At 62.7% G+C, this 17019-nt stretch carries 17 protein-coding genes; 4 read left to right on the forward strand and 13 right to left on the reverse strand.

Annotated features, from left to right (window positions below):
* The first annotated feature begins 19 nt into the window (after nt 1-19).
* The 4 genes from HX814_RS29420 (at nt 20) to HX814_RS29435 (ending at nt 3905) form a co-directional block, all read left to right on the forward strand.
* Nucleotides 20-889, forward strand: a complete 870-nt coding sequence (locus tag HX814_RS29420; protein ID WP_003208921.1) for an oxaloacetate decarboxylase — start codon at nt 20-22, stop codon at nt 887-889.
* A gap of 165 nt (nt 890-1054) precedes the next feature.
* A complete protein-coding gene (gene tauA, locus HX814_RS29425) occupies nt 1055-2041 on the forward strand; it encodes a taurine ABC transporter substrate-binding protein (RefSeq protein WP_087694293.1) in 987 nt (328 codons plus the stop codon).
* 2 nt (nt 2042-2043) lie between these two features.
* The gene (gene tauD, locus HX814_RS29430; RefSeq protein ID WP_087694292.1) at nt 2044-2877 is read left to right on the forward strand and encodes a taurine dioxygenase; all 834 of its coding nucleotides are present in this window, start codon (nt 2044-2046) and stop codon (nt 2875-2877) included.
* 14 nt (nt 2878-2891) lie between these two features.
* Nucleotides 2892-3905, forward strand: coding sequence for a GNAT family N-acetyltransferase (locus HX814_RS29435; protein WP_177009353.1), 1014 nt, complete (start codon nt 2892-2894; stop codon nt 3903-3905).
* A gap of 2 nt (nt 3906-3907) precedes the next feature.
* Here HX814_RS29435 and HX814_RS29440 read toward each other — a convergent pair whose 3' ends face one another.
* The 13 genes from HX814_RS29440 to paaG form a co-directional block, all read right to left on the reverse strand.
* Nucleotides 3908-4459 carry a GNAT family N-acetyltransferase gene (locus tag HX814_RS29440; protein ID WP_177009352.1) on the reverse strand — a complete coding sequence of 184 codons (552 nt, stop codon included), beginning with the start codon at nt 4457-4459 and terminating at the stop codon, nt 3908-3910.
* 248 nt (nt 4460-4707) lie between these two features.
* Entirely contained in the window at nt 4708-6762 is a 2055-nt protein-coding gene (gene paaZ, locus HX814_RS29445) for a phenylacetic acid degradation bifunctional protein PaaZ (protein WP_177009351.1), read from the reverse strand.
* A gap of 29 nt (nt 6763-6791) precedes the next feature.
* Nucleotides 6792-8438 (reverse strand): cation acetate symporter, encoded by a 1647-nt coding sequence (locus tag HX814_RS29450; RefSeq protein WP_003208909.1) that lies wholly within the window; start codon nt 8436-8438, stop codon nt 6792-6794.
* Nucleotides 8435-8743, reverse strand: a complete 309-nt coding sequence (locus HX814_RS29455; RefSeq protein WP_177009350.1) for a DUF485 domain-containing protein — start codon at nt 8741-8743, stop codon at nt 8435-8437. Before HX814_RS29455 ends, HX814_RS29450 begins: the two co-directional genes overlap by 4 nt.
* Before the next feature lie 161 nt (nt 8744-8904).
* The gene (paaE, locus tag HX814_RS29460) at nt 8905-9981 is read right to left on the reverse strand and encodes a 1,2-phenylacetyl-CoA epoxidase subunit PaaE (protein WP_003208905.1); all 1077 of its coding nucleotides are present in this window, start codon (nt 9979-9981) and stop codon (nt 8905-8907) included.
* Nucleotides 9982-10014: 33 nt separating this feature from the next.
* Nucleotides 10015-10548, reverse strand: a complete 534-nt coding sequence (gene paaD, locus HX814_RS29465; RefSeq protein ID WP_003208903.1) for a 1,2-phenylacetyl-CoA epoxidase subunit PaaD — start codon at nt 10546-10548, stop codon at nt 10015-10017.
* The gene (gene paaC / locus HX814_RS29470) at nt 10535-11296 is read right to left on the reverse strand and encodes a 1,2-phenylacetyl-CoA epoxidase subunit PaaC (protein WP_177009349.1); all 762 of its coding nucleotides are present in this window, start codon (nt 11294-11296) and stop codon (nt 10535-10537) included. The genes paaD and paaC overlap by 14 nt, the downstream gene beginning before the upstream one ends.
* Before the next feature lie 8 nt (nt 11297-11304).
* Nucleotides 11305-11586 (reverse strand): 1,2-phenylacetyl-CoA epoxidase subunit PaaB, encoded by a 282-nt coding sequence (gene paaB / locus HX814_RS29475; RefSeq protein ID WP_003208899.1) that lies wholly within the window; start codon nt 11584-11586, stop codon nt 11305-11307.
* 27 nt (nt 11587-11613) lie between these two features.
* Nucleotides 11614-12603 carry a 1,2-phenylacetyl-CoA epoxidase subunit PaaA gene (gene paaA, locus HX814_RS29480; RefSeq protein ID WP_003208897.1) on the reverse strand — a complete coding sequence of 330 codons (990 nt, stop codon included), beginning with the start codon at nt 12601-12603 and terminating at the stop codon, nt 11614-11616.
* A gap of 413 nt (nt 12604-13016) precedes the next feature.
* Complete coding sequence (gene paaK / locus HX814_RS29485; RefSeq protein WP_177009348.1) at nt 13017-14342, reverse strand: phenylacetate--CoA ligase PaaK; 1326 nt, start codon at nt 14340-14342, stop codon at nt 13017-13019.
* Nucleotides 14343-14443: 101 nt separating this feature from the next.
* Nucleotides 14444-15655, reverse strand: coding sequence for a 3-oxoadipyl-CoA thiolase (gene pcaF, locus HX814_RS29490; protein WP_063029023.1), 1212 nt, complete (start codon nt 15653-15655; stop codon nt 14444-14446).
* Entirely contained in the window at nt 15648-16097 is a 450-nt protein-coding gene (paaI, locus tag HX814_RS29495; RefSeq protein WP_177009347.1) for a hydroxyphenylacetyl-CoA thioesterase PaaI, read from the reverse strand. Before paaI ends, pcaF begins: the two co-directional genes overlap by 8 nt.
* Nucleotides 16098-16111: 14 nt before the next feature.
* Complete coding sequence (gene paaG / locus HX814_RS29500) at nt 16112-16903, reverse strand: 2-(1,2-epoxy-1,2-dihydrophenyl)acetyl-CoA isomerase PaaG (RefSeq protein WP_003208887.1); 792 nt, start codon at nt 16901-16903, stop codon at nt 16112-16114.
* Nucleotides 16904-17019 lie beyond the last annotated feature (116 nt).

The following is a 17019-nucleotide window of genomic DNA, read 5'->3' on the forward strand; positions in this document are numbered from 1 at the left end:
GCGACAGTGAGGAGTGAACATGTCGAAAATTTCCCACCAGGATCTACGGCGCTCGTTTCGCGAGCTGCTGGCCTCCCAACACTGCTTTCACACCGCCTCGGTGTTCGACCCGATGTCCGCCAGGATCGCTGCAGACCTGGGCTTCGAAGTCGGCATCCTGGGAGGCTCGGTGGCGTCATTACAGGTCCTGGCTGCACCGGACTTCGCGCTGATTACCCTGAGTGAGTTCGTCGAGCAGGCCACCCGCATCGGCCGGGTGGCGCAGCTTCCGGTGATCGCCGACGCCGACCACGGCTACGGAAATGCACTGAACGTGATGCGCACCGTCCAGGAACTGGAGCGTGCTGGCGTCTCGGCGCTGACCATTGAAGATACCCTGCTGCCCGCGCAGTTCGGGCGCAAATCCACCGACCTCATCAGCACGGAAGAGGGCGTGGGCAAGGTCAAGGCGGCCCTGGAGGCCCGGGTCGATCCGCAGCTTTCGATCATCGCCCGGACCAACGCCGCCGTATTGCCGGTGGAAGACGTTATCCATCGCACCAAGGCGTATCAAGAGGCTGGCGCAGACGGCATCTGCATGGTGGGTGTCCGTGACTTCGACCACCTTGAACAGATCGCCGAAGGCCTGACGGTGCCGTTGATGCTGGTGACCTACGCCAACCCGCATCTCAATGACAACGAACGCCTGGCCAAACTGGGTGTGCGGATTGTGGTTGCCGGCCACGGCGCGTACTTCGCCTCGATCAAGGCCACCTACGACAGCCTTCGCGAACAGCGCAACCTGACGCGCAGCACGTCAAACCTGACCGCCAGCGAACTGACCCACACCTACACGTTCCCCGACACCTACGTGAGCTGGGCCAAAGAGTTCATGGATGTCCAAGAGTGACATGACCCTGCAGGAGCGAGCTTGATCGCTCCTGCAGAAGCTCTAAGCTAATTCCATAAAATTATTTATTTTATTTTTTATAGATCAATATCATCTAACTGAGTTGACCCTTGGAGAGCCGGAGTCCGCGCTGTTCAAGTCTTATCCGCTCAGGAATCTATAAAAATGAACACGCTGAAACTGGCCCGCAACCTCCTCTCGGCCGTGGGCCTCGCTGTCCTCTCCCTAAGCGCTCAATCCGCTGACCTCACCATCGGCTACATCAACGGCATCGACCCGATCAAACGCGCCATCGCCGATGGCGAATATGAAAAAGGTATCGGCCAGAAGATCGATTGGCGCAGATTCGACGCGGGCCCGGCCGTCCTGGCCGCCATGGCTTCCGGTGATGTGCAGATCGGCAACCTGGGTTCCAGCCCGTTGGCCGCGGCGGCTTCGCGAAACATGCCGCTGGTGGCGTTCATTGTCAGCGCGCAGATTCGCAGTTCCGAGGCCCTGGTGGTTCGCGACGGCAGCGGGATCAAGACCCCTGATGACCTGATCGGCAAAACCATCGCCGTGCCCTTTGTGTCGACCTCCCATTACAGCCTGCTGGGCGCGCTGAAGCACTGGAACCTGGACCCGCGCAAAGTCAACATCGTCAACCTGACACCGGCACAAATCACCGCCGCCTGGGCCCGCGGCGATATCGACGGGGCGTTTACCTGGTCGCCTGCCCTGGGTGAAATCCGCAAGACCGGCAAGATCCTCACGGATGCTGCCGAAGTTTCCAACTGGGGCGCCCCGACCTTTGAGGTGTGGGTAGCGCGCAAGGATTTCGCTGAAAAGAATCCGAAGGTCGTTGCCGATTTTGCCAGGGTCAGCCTGGCGGCGATTGCCGATTACGCCGCGCATAAAAAAGACTGGACCGCTGATTCTGCCCCCGTGAAAAGCATCGCCCGACTCACAGGCGCCAACGCTGCGGACATTCCCGAGCTGCTCGAAGGCTCGTCGTTCCCGACGGCCGCCGAACAAAAAAGCGCGCAATACCTCGCCGGTGGCACCGCCAGGGAAATCGGCAAGACCGCCGAATTTCTGAAAGAGCAGGGAAAAATCGAAAAGGTCCTGCCTGACTATTCCGCCTTCGTCAGCGACAAGTTCATCGGAGAATAATCATGGGCCTGACGCTTCATCCCCTTGGCCCTACCATCGGCGCCGAGGTTGAGGGGCTGGATATGGCCCTGCCTCTGACGGATCAACAACACGACTGGGTGGAGCAAGCACTGCTGCAGCACCAGGTGTTGTTCTTCCGTAACCAGGCCATTACCCCCGGGCAGCACGTGGCATTTGCCGCGCGGTTTGGTGATTTGCACCGGCATCCGATTTACCCGCACGTTGACCGGCACCCGGAACTGCTGCTGATCGACACCGCCGTGACCGATGTCCGCGACAACGCCATCTGGCACACCGATGTGACCTTCCTCGCCGCACCGGCGATGGGCTCCGTGTTGGCGGCCAGGCAAGTGCCTGCGTTCGGCGGGGATACGTTGTGGGCCAATGGCGTGGCTGCGTTTGAAGGGTTATCGGCCCCCGTCAGGCAACTGCTCGACGGCCTGACCGCCACCCACGAATTGACCAAATCATTTCCCACCGAGCGCTTCGGCAGCACGCCCGAAGCATTGGCGCGCTACGAAAAAGCCCGGAAGGATCACCCGCCGCTGTCACACCCGGTGGTCAGGACGCATCCTGCCACCGGGCGCAAGGCGTTGTTTGTGAATGAAGGCTTTACCACGCGGATCAATGAGCTTGAGGCGGCGGAAAGTGATGCGTTGTTGCGGTTATTGTTCAGCCACGTGAGCCGTCCGGAATTCACCGTGCGTTGGCGATGGAAGGCGAATGATGTAGCGTTCTGGGATAACCGCATTACCCAGCATTACGCGATTGATGATTACCGACCGCAAAGGCGGGTGATGCACCGCGCGACGATTTTGGGCGACGTGCCTTTTTGATGGAGGATCGGTCGATGGACTTGCCCTTGGTGATCAACCCTGACGACTATCTGGAAACCGAGTTCGGCAGGGAATTCACGCCTGAACGAAATCGACAGGCATGGCAGCTCGCGTATGCGCGGTTGAGGCACGAGCTGTCACAGGCGGCAAAGGGCACTCATGTGTACGTGGTCATGGGCGTGCAGGGGGCGGGCAAATCTCGCTGGGTGGCGGAAAACCTTGAGCGATTGGGGCACGGCGCAATCGTCTTCGATGCTGCTTTGCCGGCGCGTCGTCATCGGCAGGAGCTGCTGTCCATCGCGAGGCACTATGCAGTCCCGGTGATCGGCATCCTGGTGAGCGCACCGCTGGAGCTGGCGTTATCGCGAAATGCCCAACGCAATGCCGACAAAAAGGTGCCGGAGGACGCGCTGAAAAGCGTGTTCAGCATGCTCGAACCACCCAGTGAAGACGAAGGATTCGTGTGGGTGCAAACCATTGAACAGCAGGCGCCGCTGCCCACAACCCTGCAAACTGACCGGATGACCCTGGTTGCGCCTGATGTGGCGCTCGCTGAAAAACTCGCCGATGCCTTGAACGCCAGCTACGCACTGCACCGCCGGTTTCTCGTATGGAGCAAGCCGCACTGGACGCGGGAGGACACGCAGGAAAGCCTGCAGCGCGCGGCCAAAGACTTCGATGCGCCTGTCGGGGAGAAACGGTATTTCCTGTTATCTCGCGACGAGCCCCAGGCATTGGTGGGCTGTATCGGCCTGCTGCCGCTGGCCGATGAGATTCACAGCTACGAAGTTGGCTATTGGGGCAATCAGGCACACGCCGGTCATGGGCTGATGAGGGAGGCATTGACCGCTCTGGTTTCGCAGTTGAGCGGGCACACACTGCGCCTGACCACTTCTTCGGCGAACATATCCAGTCAACGACTGGCTGAGGCAACGGGGTTTGAATGGGTGGAAACCCTTCAAGGCGCGCGGCGCTGCGAGTACTTCGGCGTACGCGATACGCTGGTTTACCGCCGGACCGCGCGCTGACACTAAAGGTACTCACACTCCCCACGCAGCAGCGAAAGCTGAACCAGGTCTTGATGAGCTGCGTTCCAGTAACCCGCCTGCCTCAACGTTCCTTCACGCACGAACCCGGCTTTCTCAAGCAGGTTCAGTGACCGAGCGTTGTCAGGATGAACCAGCGCCTCGATCCTGTTGAGTTCCATGTGCTGGAACGCCCATCGAAGGGCGGCGTAAACCGCCTCCTTCATGAGCCCCTGTCCCTGTGCCGATTGCGCCATCTCAAACCCGATGGCGCAACTGCGCCACGCACGATTCCATTTGAAGAAACCACAGGTGCCGATCAGCGCTGCCGTGGCTATGTCCTCAATCCCCCAGCGAATCCCCGGATTGGGTGAGGTGCGCCAACTGGCAAACAGCTCGATCAGTTGCTCCGCTTGATGAGGCGCGGTGATTGGGTCGGCACCGAACCACTTCATTGCTTCAGCGTCGCTATGAATCGCAAACAACCCCACCGCATCCTCCTGTGTAAGTTCTCTGAGGGTCAGGCGTTCGGTTTTGAGAGTCGGAAAATCGGACACTGCGGGCGTCACCTTTTAGAAAAACGATTCGCTAAGGTGTGTCGTGCGGAATAAAAAATCAATCTGTTCAGTGGTGACGCAGGGCGTCACGGGATACGAACACACGCTCCTGATCAACTGGGATCAACTGTGGGAGCTGTCGAGCCTCAGCGAGGCTGCGATGCAGGCGCCGCAGTCTGGCAGGTACGGCGCGGTGATCCCATCGCAGCCTCGCTGGGGCTCGACAGCTCCCACATTGGTCTCAGCACTCACTCCTCGCGTTTGACCACCAACGTCAAGATGTCATAACTGGCCACCAGCTCACCCAACTGGTTGGTCACCTCCACATCCCACGCCACCACGCCTTGCGGAATGCCCTGGGGGCTCTTCTTGCCCTGGTCGATCTTGCGCTTGCAGGTCAGCCGCGCCTGGATGGTGTCGCCAATGCCCACCGGGTTGATAAACCGCAGGGTGTCCAGCCCGTAGTTCGCCAGCACCGGCCCCGGTGCCGGGGACACAAACAGCCCGGCCGCCGCCGACAGCACAAAGTAACCATGGGCAATGCGTTTGCCGAATTGCGATTCCTTGGCGGCGATGTCATCGAAGTGCATGTAGAAGTGATCGCCCGACAGACAGCCGAAGTTCACCAGGTCGGCCTCGGTGACGGTGCGGCGGTGGGTCAGCAGCGATTCGCCAATCTGCAGGTCCTGGAAGAAGCGGCGGAACGGGTGCACTTCGGTCTCGATGACCTTGGCGCCGCGTACGTACTCGCCGGTGACCGCCGCCAGCATGGTCGGTGAGCCCTGTACCGCTGCGCGTTGCAGGTAGTGTTTCACGGCGCGCAAGCCGCCGAGTTCTTCGCCGCCACCGGCGCGGCCCGGGCCGCCGTGCTTGAGTTGCGGCAGGGGCGAGCCGTGGCCGGTGGATTCGGCGGCGGATTCGCGGTCGAGCACCAGCAGGCGGCCGTGCCACGCGGCAGCCACCGGGATGGCTTTGGCAGCGATCTGCGGGTCTTTGGTGATCAGGCTCGCGACGAGGCTGCCTTTGCCGCGTGCGGCCAGGGCCAGGGCTTCGTCGAGGTCGTCGTAGGCCATCAGCGTGCTCACCGGGCCGAAGGCCTCGATGTCGTGGGCGCCGCCTTCTGCATGCGGGTCGCGGGCTTGCAGCAGGGTCGGGGCGAAGAACGCGCCCTGGCTGACGTTTTCACCGCGGGGTTCAAAGCCGTCGCGGGCGCCGAACAGCATGTCGCTGCTCTGCAACAGGCTTTCCAGGCGGTCGGCCACGTCTTTCTGCTGGTCGTGGGAGGCCAGTGCGCCCATGCGCACGCCTTCCACCGACGGGTCGCCCACCACAACTTTTTTCAGGCGGTCCCGCAGGCGGGTGGCGACGGCGTCGATGTGTTTGGCCGGCACGATGGCGCGGCGAATGGCGGTGCATTTCTGCCCGGCCTTGGTGGTCATTTCCCGGGCGACTTCCTTGATGAACAGCTCGAACTCTTCGTCGTCCGGGCTTACGTCCGGGGCGAGGATCGCGCAGTTCAGCGAGTCGGCCTCGGCGTTGAACGGCACCGAGTTGCGGATCAGGTTCGGGTTGACCCGCAGCTTGGCGGCGGTGTCGGCGGAGCCGGTGAAGGTCACCACGTCCTGGCCTTGCAGGCGGTCGAGCAGGTCGCCGGTGCTGCCGATCACCAGTTGCAGGCTGCCGGGTGGCAGCAGGCCGGATTCGTCCATCAGGCGCACCACGGCTTCGGTCAGGTAGCTGGTGGCGCTGGCCGGCTTGACGATGCATGGCATGCCCGCCAGGAAACTCGGGGCGAATTTTTCCAGCATGCCCCAGATCGGGAAGTTGAACGCGTTGATGTGCACCACCAGGCCGCCACGAGGCACCAGGATATGGGTGCCGGCAAAGCTGCCGAGCTTGCTCAGCTGCATCGCCGGGCCTTCGTGGACGATATTGCCCGACGGCAACTCCCGCGAGCCCAGGCTGGCGTAGGTGAACAGCGTGCTGTTGCCGCCTTCGATATCGATCCAGCTGTCGGCACGGGTCGCGCCGCTGTGGTGGGAGAGGGCGTAGAGCTGTTCCTTGCGCTCGCTCAGGTACAGCGCGATGGCCTTGAGGCGCTGGGCCCGCTGCTGGAAATCCAGGGCCATCAGCCCGCTGACACCCTGGCGGCGCCCGTGTTCGATGGCTTCGGCGAAGTCCGGGCGCTCCTCGTGAGTGCGTGCCAGCTCGTGGCCGTCAATGGCGCTGCGCAGCACCTGGGCGCCGTGTTGGCCGATCCAGCGACCAGCGATAAAACTTTGCAGGGTAGGGGCGTGAGACATCACGATTCCTCCGGGTTGGAAAATGAGAGTTAGTGTTTGCTGGCGCCTGCGGCACCAATGCCGGTCATGGAGCGAATGAACTGCGCCAGGTAACGCCCGCGTTCAACGGCAGCGCGGGGCGAGCGGTCGGTGACGGAAAAGACCCAGGCGCTGAAAAACGCCAGGCTCATGGAAAACAGGGCCGGGTTGGAATAGGGGAACAGCGCCTTGTCGTAATGCAGTACGTTGACCCACACCGCCGGGCTCAGCACCAGCAGCACGATGGCCGAGACCAGTCCCGCCAGGCTGCCGGTCACCGCGCCACGGGTGGTCAGGCCCTTCCAGTACATCGAGAGGAACAGCACCGGGAAATTCACCGAGGCGGCGATTGCCAGTACCAGGCCGGACAGGAACGCGATGTTCTGCGACTCAAACAGCAGGCCGAGGATGATCGCCAGCACGCCGATGCACAGCGTGGCGATGCGCGACACGCGGATTTCCTGCTGCTCGCTGGCCTGGCCCTTGCGGATCACGCAGGCATACAGGTCGTGGGACACCGCCGACGCGCCGGACAACGCGAGCCCGGCGACCACGGCCAGGATGGTCGCGAAGGCCACCGCCGAAATGAACCCGAGGAACAGGTTGCCGCCCACGGCCTGTGCCAGGTGCACGGCGATCATGTTGCCGCCGCCGATGATCGCGCCGTTGGCATCCCGGAAGCTTGGGTCAGTACCCACCATGACGATGGCGCCGAAGCCGACGATGATCAGCAGCAGGTAGAAGTAGCCAATGAAACCGGTGGCGTAGAACACGCTCTTGCGCGCTTCCTTGGCGTCGCTGACGGTAAAGAAGCGCATCAGGATATGCGGCAATCCGGCGGTGCCGAACATCATGCCCAGCCCCAGGGAAATCGCATCGATCGGGTTCGACAGCAAGCCGCCCGGCGCCATGATCGCGCTGCCCTTGGCGTGCACGGCGGTGGCCCCGGCGAACATCGCCTCGGTGCTGAAACCAAAGTGCTTGAGCACCATGAACGCCATGAAGGTGGTGCCGAACAGCAACATCACCGCCTTGATGATCTGCACCCAGGTGGTGGCGAGCATGCCGCCGAAGGTCACGTAGAACACCATCAGCACGCCCACCAGCATCACCGCGTACAGGTAGTCGATGCCGAACAGCAGCTCGATCAGCTTGCCGGCGCCCACCATCTGCGCCACCAGGTACATCAGCGCCACGGTCAGGGTGCCGAAGGCCGAGGTCAGGCGCACCGGGGTCTGCTCCAGGCGGTAGGACACCACATCGGCAAACGTGTACTTGCCCAGGTTGCGCAGGCGCTCGGCGATCAGGAACAGGATGATCGGCCAGCCGGCCAACACGCCCAGGGCGTAGAGCAGGCCGTCATAACCGTTGAGGAACATCATCGCCGAGATGCCGAGGAATGACGCCGCCGAGATCATGTCGCCGGCAATCGCCAGGCCATTCTGGAAGCCGCTCATGCCGCCGCCGGCGGTGTAGAAGTCGCTGGCGGAACGGGTGCGCAGGGCGGCCCAGCGAGTCACGCCGAGGGTGAACAGCACGAACACCAGGAACATGCCGATGGCGTTCCAGTTCAGTGGCCGGGATGCGCCGTCGGCGGCGACTGCAAGGTCCGTGGCCAATGCCAGCGGCAGGAGAAACCACGCTACCAGCCGGCTCATACTGTGCACTCCTGCTTGAGTTTGTCGTTCAGCGGGTCGATCACATGGTTGGCGCGGTACACATAAAAGCCGGTCAGCGCGAACGCCAGCAGCACAATCACCACACCCACCAGCATGCCCACGGTGGTCACGCCGCCGCTCAACGACTGCCCGAGGGTAGCCGGGGAGAACGCCACCAACAGCACAAACCCGAAATAGATCACCAGCATGATCAGCGACAGCGACCAGTACAGGTTCTGTTTGTGGCGTACCAACTGGATGAAATCGGGATGTCGACGGATGCGCTCGATATCGTCGGGGGTCATGGTGGTGTGCTCCTTTTTATTGTTGTTGTGGTTAAACCTGCGTCCTGTAGGAGCGAGCTTGCTCGCGAAAAACCTGAGGGCGCCGCGTTGATTCAGGCTACCCGCGTCATCGTTAACGATCTTCGCGAGCAAGCTCGCTCCTACAGGGGAGCGGTGTGTCCTTAAAGCTGATCGAAATCCAGTACCACCTTGTCGCTGACCGGGAATGCCTGGCACGACAGCACATAGCCGGCGGCCACTTCGTAGTCTTCGAGGGCGTGGTTGCTGTCCATCTCCACTTCGCCTTCGATGACTTTGCATTTGCAGGTGGAGCACACGCCGGCCTTGCACGAATACGGCAGCTCGGCGCCCTGGGCATTGCCCGCGTCGAGGATGCTCTGAGTGTTGCGGGGCAGGTCGAAGGCGAGGGCGCGGCCATCGCTGATCACCGTGATCTGGCTGACCGCCGCATCCACTTGCCGCGCCGCTTCGCGGGCCTCGCGCTTGTGCTGGCTGCCGGCGGCGGCGAACAGTTCGAAATGGATGCGCTCCGGCGCCATGCCCTTGGCCTTGAGGCTGTCGCGCACGGTCTCGGTCATCTCCTGCGGGCCGCAGATAAAGGCCGCGTCGAGGGCTTTTACGTCGAGCCAGCGGGAGAACAGTTGCTCGCACTTCTCGGCGTTAATGCGGCCGTTGTAAAGGTCGACATCCTGCTGCTCGCGGCTGAACACGAAGATCAGGTTCAGGCGCTGCAGGTAGCGGTTCTTCAGGTCTTCCAGCTGTTCGCGAAACAGTGCACCGGAGCTGGAACGGTTGCCGTACAGCAGCGTCACGCGGCTGTGGGGCTCGGTTTGCAGGGTGGTCTTGATGATCGACAGGATCGGCGTGATACCGCTGCCGGCCGCCACTGCCAGGTAATGGCCGTGGCGAGCGGGATCAAGGTCCACATGAAAATGTCCGGCGGGCGGCATCACTTCCAGGCTGTGCCCGGCCTTGAGCTGCTCATTGGCAAAGGCGGAGAACCGTCCACCGGCCACGCGCTTGATGGCGATGCGCAGTTCGCCGTCATTGACCCCGGTGCAGATCGAATAGGAACGGCGCACTTCCTCGCCATCCAGCTGGGTGCGCATCACCAGGTGCTGGCCCTGGGTGAAGTGGAAGCTGTCTTGCAGATGCTGCGGAATCTCGAAGGCGATGGACACCGCGTCACGGGTCTCGTTGCGCACATCCTTGATGGTCAGGCTGTGAAATTTGCTCATTGTTGTTCTCCAACCAAGCGGGCCGCTGGCCCCTCAGATGCACTTGAAATAGTCGAACGGTTCCAGGCAATCGCGGCAGCGGTGCAGCGCCTTGCAGGCGGTGGAGCCGAATTCGCTGAGCACTTCGGTGTGGGTGCTGCCGCATTGCGGGCAAGCAATCACCGGGCTTTCTCCCAGCAGGCTGCGTTTGCTGCTACTGCCTTGGGGCGGTGCGATGCCGTAGGCCCGCAGGCGTTCGCGGCCGCTGCTGGTGATCCAGTCGGTGGTCCAGGCCGGGGTCAGCTTGCGTTCCAGTTGCGGCGCGCGGAAACCTGCCAGCTCCAATGCATCGCGGATATCGCCCTCGATCACTTCGGTGGCGGGGCAGCCGGAGTAGGTCGGCGTGACCACCACATGCAAGTGGCCGGCCTGCCAGTCCAGGTCGCGCACTATGCCCAGGTCGACCACGCTCACCACCGGCACTTCCGGGTCCATGACCTGCGCCAGGGTGGCCCACGCGGCAGCCAGGTCGGTGGGTTGCGCCGGGCGTGCGCCCTGGTCGCTGGCGATCAGCTCACCAGGTTGCATCGGGGTACGCTCGGGGCAAAAACTGCATTTCCGCCAACAAAATTCCCAGGTGCTCGCTGTGCAAACCGCGGCGTGCATCCAGGTAGAAATAGCTCGCAGCAGGCGGCAGGGGCAGGGTGGCGCTGGTAAAGATTTCGCTGACCTGGGTCTGCCACGCTGCGGCAACCTGAGCGGCGTCCGGCGTAATGCCGGCGGCGTGCAGGCGCTGTTCACTGTCGTCGGCGCTGGTCAGTTCCACGGTGAACCGCCACAGCTCGGGGATCGCCGCGAGCATGCGTTTATGGCTTTCCTCGGTGCCGTCCCCGAGGCGCTCCACCCACTCGCCGGAGCGGCGCAGGTGATAGGTGACTTCCTTCACCGCCTTGGCCGCGATGCCGGCGATGCGTTCGTCGCTGGATTGGGCCAGGCCGCTCAACACCGGCAAGTGCCAGGCGTCATACAGGAATTGCTTGAGGATGGTCACCGCGTAGTCGCCGTTGGGTTGTTCCACCAGCAGCAGGTTGCGATAGGCCCGCTCATCCCGGCGGAAGGCCAGGTGATCGGCGTCGCGCCCGTCGTCCAGCAGCTCGGCGGCGTATTCCAGCCAGTTGCGCGCCTGGCCCACCAGGTCGAGGCCGACGTTCATCAGCGCCAGTTCTTCTTCCAGCGCCGGCGCATGGCCGCACCACTGGCACAGGCGCTGGCCCTGGATCAGGGCGCTGTCGCCGAGGCGCAGCAGGTATTCGATCAGATCGGTTTCAGGGTTCATGGTCGACCTCACATATGCCCGACTTCGGCCGGCAACTCGTAGAAGCTGGCGTGGCGGTAGACCTTGTCATCGGCCGGGTCGAACAGCGGGTCTTTCTCGTCCGGCGACGAGGCGGTGATCAGCGCGGAAGGCACTACCCACAGGCTCACGCCTTCACTGCGGCGGGTGTACAGCTCCCGGGCATTCTCGATGGCCATGGTGGTGTCGGCGGCGTGCACGCTGCCCACATGCTTGTGATTCAGGCCGTGCTTGCTGCGCACGAAGACTTCAAACAGGGTCCATTCAGACATAACGGTGACTCCACATCAGGTGGCCGATCAGGCGGCGTTCTTGTTCTGTTTTTTACGGGCGTGGGCGACGGCGGCTTCGCGTACCCAGGCACCGTCTTCAATCGCCTTGCGGCGGGTGGCGACGCGTTCCTGGTTGCACGGGCCGTTGCCCTTGAGCACTTCGTAGAACTCGCTCCACTGGATCTCGCCGAAATCGTAATGGCCGCGTTCGGCGTTCCACTTCAGGTCCGGGTCGGGGCAGGTGCAGCCCAGCAGCTCCAGCTGCGGGATGGTCTGGTCGATGAAGCGCTGGCGCAGTTCGTCGTTGCTCTGGCGCTTGATTTTCCAGGCCATGGATTGGGCGCTGTTGGGGGAGTGTTCGTCGCTGGGGCCGAACATCATCAGCGATGGCCACCAGAGGCGGTTGATCGCGTCCTGGACCATGTCTTTTTGCGCCTGGGTGCCCTGGCGCATCATGGTCAGCAGCAGTTCGTAGCCCTGGCGCTGGTGAAAGCTTTCTTCCTTGCAGATGCGCACCATGGCCCGGGAGTAGGGGCCGTAAGAGGTGCGCTGCAGTACCACCTGATTGACGATGGCGGCGCCGTCTACCAACCAGCCTACTGCGCCCATGTCGGCCCAGTTCAGGGTGGGGTAGTTGAAGATGCTGGAGTACTTGGCCTTGCCGCTGTGGAGCTTGGCGATTTCTTCGTCGCGGTCGGCGCCCAGGGTTTCCATGGCGCTGTAGAGGTACAGGCCGTGGCCGGCTTCGTCCTGGATCTTGGCCATCAGTTGCAGCTTGCGTTTGAGGGTGGGGGCGCGGGTGACCCAGTTGCCCTCGGGCAGCATGCCGACGATTTCCGAGTGGGCGTGTTGGGAGATCTGGCGGATCAGGGTTTGACGGTAGGCGTCGGGCATCCAGTTCTTGGCTTCGATCTTGATTTCGGCGTCGATTTTTTCCTGGAAAGCGCGTTCCTGGTCGGACATCTCGGAGAGGTCCTTGATGCGCTTTACTCCGGTTTCTACAAGCTGTGCGTACATGGGGGGTCTCCCGCCTTGTGTTTTTGTCGTAGGCATGGAGGACTTTATAAGCGATACGGAAATTAATATCAAACACAAAATATGGTGTCGTTATTTGATTTTGTATCGCTTTGCGGGAAGGGAGCAGATATCTGTCGCTACGGTAACGGCGGCATACGGTTCCCGGTCATCGTGGTAAGCAGGGCCAGTAGGCAAAAAACAGGGCCGCTTTATGTGGGAGCGGGCTTGCTCGCGAAGAACCTGAGTGCGCCGCGTTGAATCAGGATGCCCGCGTCATCGTTAACGACCTTCGCGAGCAAGCCCGCTCCCACATTTGAACCGTGTGCGCCTTTGATTTTGCTGGTGCTCTACCCCCACCCCAAAAAACGAGCAAAAAAAAGCCCCGCAAATGCGGGGCCAAAAAGGTGCAGCAGTCATGCTTTAGGGCGACGATCCTTCACATGGCATGCCTTCCCCTCAGACCGCTTGATCGAATGCAGCGGCTGCAAAACGATGCGCGAGCTGATCCCGATATACGTCTTGATGTGCCTGCTCAGTTCGCTGGAAACGGCTTTCTGTTGTTCAGCATTGAGGTGCTGATGCTCAGCCTTGAGCTCCACATGCACATCCACACTGTCCAGGTTGCCATTACGATACAGATGTATCTCATAACACTCTGAAAGCTGTTTTATTTTAAGCACCTGCTCCTCGATCTGGGTGGGAAACACATTAACCCCGCGAATGATCAACATGTCATCACTGCGCCCGGTGATCTTGTCGATCCGCCGCATCGGCCGCGCTGTCCCCGGCAGCAACCGCGTCAAATCCCGGGTGCGGTAGCGAATCATCGGCAGCGCCTCCTTGCTCAAGGAGGTAAACACCAGTTCACCCATCTGCCCGTCCGGCAGCACCTCACCCGTCACCGGGTCGATGATCTCCGGGTAGAAGTGATCCTCCCAAATGGTCGGGCCATCCTTGGTTTCCGCACACTCCATGGCCACCCCAGGCCCCATGATTTCCGACAGCCCGTAAATATCCAGCGCCGTAATCCCCAGTCGCGCCTCGATTGCACTGCGCAGCTCGGCAGTCCACGGCTCGGCCCCAAAGATCCCCAGTCGCAACGCCAGCTTCTGTGGATCAATGCCCTGGCGCTCGATTTCATCGGCAATGTTCAGCATGTACGAGGGCGTGACCATGATGATGTCCGGCTGGAAATCCTTGATCAGTTGCACCTGTTTTTCCGTCTGCCCGCCGGACATCGGAATCACCGTACAACCCAGGCGTTCCGCGCCGTAGTGGGCACCAAGGCCGCCGGTGAACAGCCCGTAGCCATAGGAAATATGCACCTTGTCGCCACGTCGCCCACCGGCCGCGCGGATCGAGCGGGCCACCACGTTGGCCCAGGTGTCGATGTCGTTCTGGGTGTAACCCACCACCGTCGGCTTGCCGGTGGTGCCGCTGGACGCATGCAGGCGCACCACCTCGTTCATCGGCACGGCAAACATGCCGTAGGGGTAACTGTCCCGCAGGTCGCCCTTGGTGGTGAACGGGAACCTGGCCAGGTCGTCCAGGGACTTGATGTCATCCGGGTGCACCCCCAGCGCGTCGAAGCGCTGACGGTACAGCGGCACATTCTGGTAGGCGTGGCGCAGGCTCCAGCGCAGGCGCTCCAGTTGATGGGCGCGCAGTTCGTCGACGCTGGCGGTTTCCAGCGGGTCCAGCACAGGGTTAAGCACGGCGTTTGGAATAGGCATGTTCATGAGTTCACTCGAATTATTTTTGTGTATCAGCCCACCGCACACCGTGGGCTTTGAGTGCATGCCCCAAGGATACCGCTAGGCTCCCCGGGAATCGCGAATCTTTAGTCGGACAGGCGCTCGATGATCAGCGCGATGCCCTGGCCCACGCCGATGCACATGGTGCACAGGGCGTAGCGGCCACCACGTTCCTCCAGTTCATGCAGGGCGGTGGTTACCAGCCGTGCGCCGCTCATCCCCAGTGGATGGCCGAGGGCGATGGCGCCGCCGTTGGGGTTCACCCGTGGGTCGTTGTCCCCCAGGCCCAGCTCGCGCAGCACCGCCAGGCCCTGGGCGGCGAAGGCTTCGTTGAGCTCGATCACGTCCATGTCCGCCAGGCTCAGGTTGGCCAGTTCCAACACCTTGCGGGTCGCCGGCACCGGGCCGATACCCATGATGCGCGGTTCCACGCCGGCGGTGGCCATCGCCACCACCCGGCCGCGGGCGACCAGGCCGTGACGCTTGGCAACTTCCGCGCTGGCCAGCAGCAGGGCGCAGGCGCCGTCGTTGACCCCGGATGCATTGCCGGCGGTGATGCTGCCACCCTCGCGGAATGGCGTGCCGAGTTTCTGCAGTTGTTCAAGGGTGGTGTCGCCGCGGGGGTGTTCGTCGTGTTCCACCACCTTGGCCGGGCCTTTGCGCTGGGGGATTTCCACCGCGACGATTTCCCTGGCCAGGCGCCCGCTGGCCTGGGCGGCGGCTGCACGTTGCTGGCTGCGCAGGGCAAACGCGTCCTGGTCGGCGCGGGAGATATTGAACTGCTCGGCGACGTTTTCAGCGGTCTCCGGCATTGAGTCGATCCCGTAGGCCTTTTTCATCAGCGGGTTGACGAAGCGCCAGCCAATGGTGGTGTCGTATAGCTGCGCATCGCGGGAAAACGCCTGTTCGGCCTTGCCCATTACCAGCGGTGCCCGGGACATCGATTCCACGCCGCCCACCAGCATCAAGCCGGCCTCGCCACAGCGAATCGCCCGGGCCGCGCTGCCGATGGCGTCCAGCCCCGAGCCGCACAAACGGTTGAGGGTGGTGCCCGGCACGCTCACCGGCAGCCCGGCCAGCAGCGCCGACATGCGCGCCACGTTGCGGTTGTCTTCGCCGGCCTGGTTGGCGCAGCCGTAGATCACATCGTCGACGCTGCTCCAGTCCACTTGCGGGTGGCGGCGCAGCAGTTCGCGCAGCGGCACCGCTCCGAGGTCGTCGGCGCGCACGCTGCTCAAGGCGCCGGCGTAGCGGCCGATCGGGGTGCGGACTGCGTCGATGATCAAGGCGTCATTCATTCGGATTCTCCTGCGCCAGCACCGTGCCGCGCACTTTGTAGGATTTGCCATGGAACAGCGCAATCAGCTGGCCCAGTTGGTTTTCGATACGGACGTCGTAGTTGCCGGTGCGACCCGAGCGGCTTTGCTCGCGGCAATCGGCACTCAAGGTGTCGCCCAGGTGGGCCGGGGCGATGTAGTCGATGCTGCAGCCGAGCGCCACGGTGGCGTCGTTGTAGCTGTTGCAGGCCAGGGCGAATGCCGAGTCCGCCAGCGCAAACAGGTAGCCGCCGTGGCAGGTGCCGTGGCCCTGGATCATGTCGGCGCGCACGCTCATGCCCAGTCGTGCGCAACCCGGCGCCACCGAGAGCAGGCGCATGCCCATGCCCTGGCTGGCGGCATCGCGGCTGAACATGGTCTGGGCGCACTGGTTGGCCAGGTTCATGGCTTCATGGTTGGTCATGTGGTGCGCTCCTTTCAGCGGCCCTTGAAGCTTGGGCTGCGTTTTTCCATGAAGGCGGCGACGCCTTCGCGGTAATCCTCGCTGCGCCCGGCCAGGCGTTGCAGGTCGCGCTCCAGCTCCAGTTGTTGGTCAAAGCTGTTGCTCAGGCTGGCGTTCAGGCTGCGCTTGATCAGCGCCAGGCCGTAGGTCGGTTGCGTGGCCAGGTGGCGGGCGAGGGTCAGGGCTTCGTTGCGCAATTCGGCGTCGTCCACGCAGCGGTAGATCAGGCCCCATTGCTCGGCCTGCTCGGCGCTCAGGCGGTTGCCCAGCAGGGCCAGCGCCTTGGCGCGGGCCATGCCCACCAGGCGCGGCAGGGTCCAGGTGCCGCCGGAATCGGGGATCAGGCCGATCTTGCAGAAGGCTTGGATGAAGTTCGCCGAGCGTGCTGCCAGCACCAGGTCGCAGGCCAGCGGGATGTTCGCGCCGGCACCGGCCGCCACGCCGTTGACCGCGCAGATCACCGGCAAAGGCAGGTCGCGCAGTTGGCGGATCAGCGGGTTGTAGAACTTCTCGATGGATTCGCCCAGGTCCGGCACCGCGCTGCCGGGTGCCACGTTGCGGTCGCTGAGGTCTTGCCCGGCGCAAAAGCCGCGGCCTTCACCGGTCAGCAGCAGCACGCGCACGTCGGGGTTTTCCTGGACTTGCTTCAACGCCTGCTGGACTTCGCCGTGCATCTGCGTGTTGAAGCTGTTGAGCTGGTCGGGGCGATTGAGGCTGAGCAGGGCGACGCCGGCCTCGATGGAAAACAGGATGTGTTCGAAGTTCATGGTCGTGAGGCCCTCACGGTGCACGCTCGGCGGTCAGCCGGCTCATTATTGGATCGGCGTGGTCAGCCGGTTTTGCCGGAGTATAGCTTTAACGTGATACATAAATGCAACGATAA

Source organism: Pseudomonas sp. C8002 (assembly GCF_013385765.1).
Classification (GTDB): Bacteria; Pseudomonadota; Gammaproteobacteria; order Pseudomonadales; family Pseudomonadaceae; genus Aquipseudomonas.

Coding starts and splice junctions, on each gene's coding strand:
- HX814_RS29420 (WP_003208921.1), top strand. CDS start 20: ATGTCGAAAATTTCCCACCAGGATCTACGGCGCTCGTTTCGCGAGCTG.
- tauA (WP_087694293.1), top strand. CDS start 1,055: ATGAACACGCTGAAACTGGCCCGCAACCTCCTCTCGGCCGTGGGCCTC.
- tauD (WP_087694292.1), top strand. CDS start 2,044: ATGGGCCTGACGCTTCATCCCCTTGGCCCTACCATCGGCGCCGAGGTT.
- HX814_RS29435 (WP_177009353.1), top strand. CDS start 2,892: ATGGACTTGCCCTTGGTGATCAACCCTGACGACTATCTGGAAACCGAG.
- paaZ (WP_177009351.1), bottom strand. CDS start 6,762: ATGTCTCACGCCCCTACCCTGCAAAGTTTTATCGCTGGTCGCTGGATC.
- HX814_RS29450 (WP_003208909.1), bottom strand. CDS start 8,438: ATGAGCCGGCTGGTAGCGTGGTTTCTCCTGCCGCTGGCATTGGCCACG.
- HX814_RS29455 (WP_177009350.1), bottom strand. CDS start 8,743: ATGACCCCCGACGATATCGAGCGCATCCGTCGACATCCCGATTTCATC.
- paaE (WP_003208905.1), bottom strand. CDS start 9,981: ATGAGCAAATTTCACAGCCTGACCATCAAGGATGTGCGCAACGAGACC.
- paaD (WP_003208903.1), bottom strand. CDS start 10,548: ATGCAACCTGGTGAGCTGATCGCCAGCGACCAGGGCGCACGCCCGGCG.
- paaC (WP_177009349.1), bottom strand. CDS start 11,296: ATGAACCCTGAAACCGATCTGATCGAATACCTGCTGCGCCTCGGCGAC.
- paaB (WP_003208899.1), bottom strand. CDS start 11,586: ATGTCTGAATGGACCCTGTTTGAAGTCTTCGTGCGCAGCAAGCACGGC.
- paaA (WP_003208897.1), bottom strand. CDS start 12,603: ATGTACGCACAGCTTGTAGAAACCGGAGTAAAGCGCATCAAGGACCTC.
- paaK (WP_177009348.1), bottom strand. CDS start 14,342: ATGAACATGCCTATTCCAAACGCCGTGCTTAACCCTGTGCTGGACCCG.
- pcaF (WP_063029023.1), bottom strand. CDS start 15,655: ATGAATGACGCCTTGATCATCGACGCAGTCCGCACCCCGATCGGCCGC.
- paaI (WP_177009347.1), bottom strand. CDS start 16,097: ATGACCAACCATGAAGCCATGAACCTGGCCAACCAGTGCGCCCAGACC.
- paaG (WP_003208887.1), bottom strand. CDS start 16,903: ATGAACTTCGAACACATCCTGTTTTCCATCGAGGCCGGCGTCGCCCTG.